The organism is Paenibacillus sinensis, from assembly GCF_019904155.1.
Lineage (GTDB): Bacteria > Bacillota > Bacilli > Paenibacillales > Paenibacillaceae > Paenibacillus_AQ > Paenibacillus_AQ sinensis.
In genome coordinates this window covers 1-5,951 of sequence record NZ_JAHCMB010000211.1, presented here as the reverse complement: position 1 = coordinate 5,951, position 5,951 = coordinate 1, and the positions used below count along the sequence as shown (strand labels likewise).

Annotated in this window: 5 protein-coding genes and 1 tRNA gene; all 6 read left to right on the top strand. The window is 51.1% G+C overall.

The features are described 5' to 3' along the window. Positions 1-380: 380 nt before the first annotated feature. The 6 genes from KIH86_RS25985 to KIH86_RS25960 all read left to right on the top strand — a co-directional run bounded on the left by KIH86_RS25985 (position 381) and on the right by KIH86_RS25960 (position 5,801). A tRNA-OTHER gene (locus KIH86_RS25985) sits at positions 381-456 on the top strand. Positions 457-512: 56 nt separating this feature from the next. Continuing rightward, complete coding sequence (locus KIH86_RS25980; RefSeq protein ID WP_223085749.1) at positions 513-1,976, top strand: glycosyl hydrolase; 1,464 nt, start codon at positions 513-515, stop codon at positions 1,974-1,976. Positions 1,977-2,053: 77 nt separating this feature from the next. After that, a complete protein-coding gene (locus KIH86_RS25975) occupies positions 2,054-2,785 on the top strand; it encodes a restriction endonuclease (RefSeq protein WP_223085748.1) in 732 nt (243 codons plus the stop codon). Positions 2,786-3,259: 474 nt separating this feature from the next. After that, positions 3,260-3,484 (top strand): DUF4177 domain-containing protein, encoded by a 225-nt coding sequence (locus KIH86_RS25970; protein ID WP_223085747.1) that lies wholly within the window; start codon positions 3,260-3,262, stop codon positions 3,482-3,484. A gap of 664 nt (positions 3,485-4,148) precedes the next feature. Then, the gene (locus KIH86_RS25965) at positions 4,149-5,453 is read left to right on the top strand and encodes a site-specific DNA-methyltransferase (RefSeq protein WP_223085745.1); all 1,305 of its coding nucleotides are present in this window, start codon (positions 4,149-4,151) and stop codon (positions 5,451-5,453) included. Between the two features lie 135 nt (positions 5,454-5,588). Further along, the gene (locus tag KIH86_RS25960) at positions 5,589-5,801 is read left to right on the top strand and encodes a hypothetical protein (protein WP_223085744.1); all 213 of its coding nucleotides are present in this window, start codon (positions 5,589-5,591) and stop codon (positions 5,799-5,801) included. Positions 5,802-5,951: the final 150 nt, after the last annotated feature.

Genomic DNA, 5,951 nt, shown 5'->3' with positions numbered 1-5,951 from the left:
TTATTCATAACAAAAGTTTTGAAGACGATAGACCAATGATCATTGTATTTGCTTTTGTTTCCCAGTCAGTATTAGAAAAACAAAGTGATTTGCTTTACATGATTGAATACCAATACTGGGAGAGATAATGACCGCTTTTTGACCGTACAATGGCCGTTCGTTAGGCTTTGATCATGATATATTTGTACTGTGGAAATCAGGCGAGAGTGACACGCACGGCCGCGAAAGCGGCGCTTAACCGGGGCGTACCTCCTCTCGCTTTTCTATTTACGCCTCTCTTGCCGGATGATTGACCCCTCGTCCAATGTAGCCGTGACCGCAGCGGTTAAAGAGTGGATCGCGGAGGCCGCCGGCCGCCTGAGTAAGTGCCGGCAGTACATGCGGGGTTAGTGTAACGGTAGCACCCCGGCCGGAAGTGAGCGACCGGAAGTGGCGGTTCGAATCCGCTTCTCCGCTTATCTAGAGTCGTCTTTGGCGGCTCTTTTTTTGATACCTGAAAGGAGGTTATCCCCTTGGCAGATCAAATAGCAGATTCCCTGTTGGCCGCCGCATCCCGGCAGCTCCGGGACAATCAGGAGTGGCAGACAGGTTACCGGGCATATATCCGGCGTCCGGCCAATTCGGCGCTGTCCGACGCGGCGCGCGCGGTACTTCAGCGCCTGTATGACCAGCGGGGCTGGGGCATCCTGACCGGGCAGCACGAATATCTGGAGGCGCCGTACAGCTACACGAACGATATCAAGAAGATGACCGGCCAGTATCCGGCTGTCAAAGGCGTCGAGTTCGGTGGGATCACCGGCCAGACACCGGAGCAGCTTGCTGCGTATCGGCGGGGCGTTGTGGCTGCCTGCAGGGAATGGCATGCCGGTGGCGGGCTGATCATCGCTACATACCATGCCGCCTACCCCGGCGCGCAGCTCACCTGGGAGATGGTTCAGCGGGCAACAGGTCAAGCTGAATTCGATCAGATCATAACCCCGGGAACCGTCCCTTACAATAATCTGATCGCTGACCTGGACGGCGTGGCCCTCTACCTGCTCCAACTCCGCGATGCCGGAATCCCGGTGCTGTGGCGCCCCTATCATGAAATGAATGGCGGCTGGTTCTGGTGGGGCCAGAAGAACAACTTCGCCGCCCTTTGGGAGATCATCTTCGACCGGTTCACGAACTATCACAAGCTGGATAATCTGCTGTGGGTGTGGAGCCCGAACGCGAACAACCCGGCGACAGACGCCGCGGCTTACTACCCGGGGCATAACCGAGTGGATGTCTTGGGCAAGGACATTTACGGTGGCGACTACAAGGCGGATCATTACACGGAGCTGCTTCAGATCGGCCAAGGAAAGCCGATGACGATCACCGAGTGCGATGTTCTGCCGGACATTGACCGCCTGCGGACCCGTCAGCCGGCCTGGAGTTGGTTCATGGCATGGGGCAAGCTGCTGGCCGAGAAGAATACACAGGCCACGATCAAGGCAGTCTATGCCGCGCCTTATGCAGTTAACCGGAGTCAACAGGCTAAGCAAGCAACAACGCTGGCGGCTGTAGTGGATAACTCTACTGGCGATGGATTGATCGGCCGGTATTATGTCGGTAAGGACTTCGGCAAACTCTCACTCAGTAAGGTCGTGTCCCAAGTAGATTTCAATTGGCAGAAGAGCACGCCGGTAGGCAGCTGGGATATATCGGCGGTCTGGTCCGGGTATTTACGGCCCAATGAGAGCGGTGAGCACACACTGATCATCTGGACATCCGGCGGCGCCCGGCTGTACATCGACGGTGAACCTTTCATTAACAACTGGTTGGGCGGTCCGGCGGCAGAATTCTCGGCAAATGTTAAGTTTGAGGCTGGGCGCTATTATGTGATCAAGGTGGAATATTTCAATACTGGCAGCCCGGCGGCCGTGCAGCTGGTATGGGAGCAACCCGGGAAGCCGCGGGAGGTTCTTCCTAAGTCCCAACTCTATTCGACATAATTAGTACAAAAGAAGGAAAAAGATTCCTTTCTGTCGAATAAACTGGATATTAATCCAGAACACCGGGGGTATTGGGAATGGCACGAAGAAAGAGTAAAGCGAAGCAAGAAGAGGAGTTTTTTCAGGGGCTGGCAGGAATAGCTTCTTTGGCGCTCGCAACACTGGGGTTCACAATCACGCATTCTTTATTTGGAGCTGTGGTCGGGCTCGTTATCGGACTTGTTATCGTGATTTCTGTCATGAACTATATCGGCAACAAGCGAACTGAACGCTTGAAGAGGTCCGGCATTGCTGATATCGACAAGATGGAGGGCGTTCAGTTTGAGAAATATCTCGGGCATCTCTTCCGGGCGCAAGGGTATAAAGCGGAGGTTACAAAAGCAGCTGGCGACTACGGGGCCGACCTGCTCTTGCAGAAGGACGGTAAAAAGATAGTGGTCCAGGCGAAGCGGTACAGCAAGAATGTCGGGATCAAGGCGGTACAGGAGGCTCAAGCTTCGATCGCACATTATGGCGCTGCCGAGGCGTGGGTCGTTTCGAACAGAGACTATACCCAAGCTGCCTATGATCTGGCCAGGTCCAATCACGTCCGGCTGATTAATCGCGAGGCACTGATTGAGATGATCTTAGCGATGAACCCGGGAGCCGCGCCATCGCCGAAAGCTGTCATTGCCGAAATGCCTGTCGATGAGCTGACTTGCCCAAAATGCGGCAGCAAGCTTGTTCTCCTTAACGGCCCCAAGGGTCAGTTTTACGGCTGCAGCAGCTTCCCGAAATGCCGTCATATTAAGTCGACGAAAGCCGTATAGCGAAAAAGTGAGGAATTCAAAGATAGTTGGAGATTGAACTGGGATCAGTTCAGATAGTTAACGATGGAGGCATTGACTCCGATTTCAGCCACTCGGTAAAATGGTCTTGTTCTTCCTCTCTTGTTACTAAGTGCAGATGCTTTTATAGCAAAGAGCGCAGCGCATTTGCTGCGGGCGCGAGGCGGACGCCATTCTTCAAGGTATACGAATTTCGCCAAAACCGTCATTTTTTCGCACAAAAGCGTACTTAACGCAGCCGGAGTCGTTCATTTTTGAACGGCTTTTTTCTATTTGGGGGTATTGCTTTGAAGAGGAAGCAGCAGCGGTTTAAAGATCCGCCACGACAGCCGTCGAAGTGTAAGGACTGTATATGGGGCCGATGGGAAGGATCAACACAGTTTTGTGGCAGGGTGAGGTGTCAGAAGGAAAAACCTTCCTGAACGTCGAAATATGGAGTCGAAGGGAGGGAATACTATGAGCCAATTCGCGCCACAGCAATACAAGACGATTCGTATTCAATCCTTGCTTGATCCTTCACCAATTGCAGATTGGGAAAAAGAATTGAATCGTCAATACAATGATGGATGGAAGCTGCACAGTTTAATTCCTCAGGTTGATGAAAACGGGACATATTGCAACGTTGCCATTTTTGAGAGAAGAGAGCAGAAAGGGATTCCATTGACCAGAGCGGGTAATTAGCACCTTCGGGTGCTTTTTTTATGCCTTAAAATGGCCTTCTGTGAGCCGTTCTCAGCGCTAGTTCGTGGGAACGTCCGTTTGCAGGGACGAAGCAGGAGAAACGCAAAGAGGGGTGATTCTGTTGGTCTGCCGCCGTGTTTTCGCCAGCCCTAAGATGAAAAACCAACTCAACACAATATAGAAGCCAGCAGTGAATCTAACACTGTAGGCTTCTATTGTAAAAAATCAATTAATTTAGATATATAGGTCTACCATATTAGNAATATCTCCTAAATAATCATTTTCTTCTACAGTGAAGGGGGTTTTACTAAGAGTAACTAGCCCGCTACTTGAAACTGTGAGATTATTATAGGTTCCTTGGAGTATAAGATACTGATATCCTGGTCCATAACCTAATTGATAAGTTCCACCAGGTTTAAGGTAAATTGAATATTCTAACGATTTTGCCTCAGCAGTAGTGGTGAGAAGTGGTGAGTTAGAGAAAAATAGGCCAAGCGACAACAATAGGGCAGTGCATGTTGCTAGTACTAGTTTTTTCATAAGAACTAACCTCCTTCATATTTGTTTGATAATATTACTGATAATTCCAAGTTTTGTAAGTGATAAACATCATGTATTTTAATAATTTTCCTGTATCAAATTTCATTACAGGGGGTTCTGGATAATGATTATTAAGACGATATCAATCGACCGTATCAACGCTGCCGCTTATAACCCTCGGGCCAATCTTAAACCTGGAGATCCCGAGTATGAGAAGCTCCGTCGCAGTTTGAACGAGTTTGGCTACGTTGACCCGATCGTCTGGAACGAGCAGACCGGCAACATGGTCGGAGGGCATCAGCGGTACAAGGTGCTGGTTAACGAGCAGGGATGCACGGAGCTGGCCGTCAGCGTTGTTGATCTTGACCCGGAGCGGGAGCGGCTACTTAACCTGGCTCTGAACAAGGTATCGGGACGCTGGGACGATGAAGCGCTGGCCCGGCTGCTGGGTGAACTGCAGCAAGGAAGCTTGGACATATCTTTGTCCGGCTTTGATGCGGATGAGATTGATGAGCTGATTGCAGAGTTTACAGTTCCGGATGAAGTGGAAATCGACTCTCAGGTGGTCGAGGATGATTTCGATGTACGGCATGCACTCCTGGGAATCGATGAGCCAGAGACGTGCCGGGGCGATATTTGGCAGCTCGGGCCGCATCTGCTGATGTGCGGCGACTCAACAGATGAAGCAGACGTCAGCCGGCTTATGGACGGCGCTCTGGCTGCGCTTATAGTGACGGACCCGCCGTATAATGTAGCCATAGAGAGTGATTCTGCCAGGCTGGCCGCCGATGGACGCAACAGCATATTGAATGACGACATGCCCGCAGAGGAATTTGCGGGCTTTTTGCATGCCATCTTCGAGAGATACGCCGCCATCATGGACCAGGCTGCCGCGATCTACGTCTTCCACCCGTCGTCATATCAGCGGGAGTTCGAGGACGCTATGAACGCCGCCGGCATCGAAGTCCGGACGCAGTGCATCTGGGTCAAGAACGCAGCTACCTTCGGCTGGGCGCAGTATCGCTTCAAACATGAACCTGTCTTCTATGCTTATTTGAAAGGGAAAGCCCCTGCTTGGTACGGCGACCGCAGGCAGACAACGGTATGGCGTGCGGGCCTTCCAGCGGAGAAGCCGCTTCTTGAGACAGTCTGGGAGATCAGCCGCGGGGATGTCACCAAATACGTCCATCCGACGCAGAAGCCGCTTGAGCTGCTAGCCATTCCCATTCAGAACAGTAGCCGGCGCGGTGATATCACTGTTGATCTCTTCGGCGGCAGCGGCTCCACGCTTATGACTTGCGACCAACTCGGCCGAATATGCCGGACGATGGAACTGGACCCTGTTTTTTGCGACGTTATTAAGAAGCGGTATCAAGCGGCCACCGGAACCGAGCCGGTATTAATCGGTCGAGCTCATCCCGTAGCATAAGAAAAAGGAGGACGCGCTAACGTCCTCCCCATCATCCAGGGTATCCCCCGGCTGAGACAGCGGCGCGCCACGCGTGGCATTATCGGACATCCGCTGTCTCGTTTCCAATACTACATGGAAGCTGAGGGGAACACAATGGGAACACCAGATGAAAATTTGATCCGGCAGCATGAGCTTGAAGTCATGGCTGGCATCCTGGAGAGTAAGGAACAATACCGAAAAATCGTGAAGGCTGGAATAGCACGCTGGGTTAAGGACTTTCAGGATGGGCGGATTGAGATTAAGACTGTCGACGACTTGAAGAAGCTGATCGAGATTGATATTGAGTTGCAGAAGGAAGACATCTAAGCTCATACAAACCGATTATTTAGATCTTTTATGTATATCGTATTAATCAGAAGATAACTCCTTAAAAATTTCATCTGCTATTAACATGTGCTTATTAATTAGCGCATCACTTTTTTGATTGGAGAAATTAAATATTTGTAGGTTCACAGT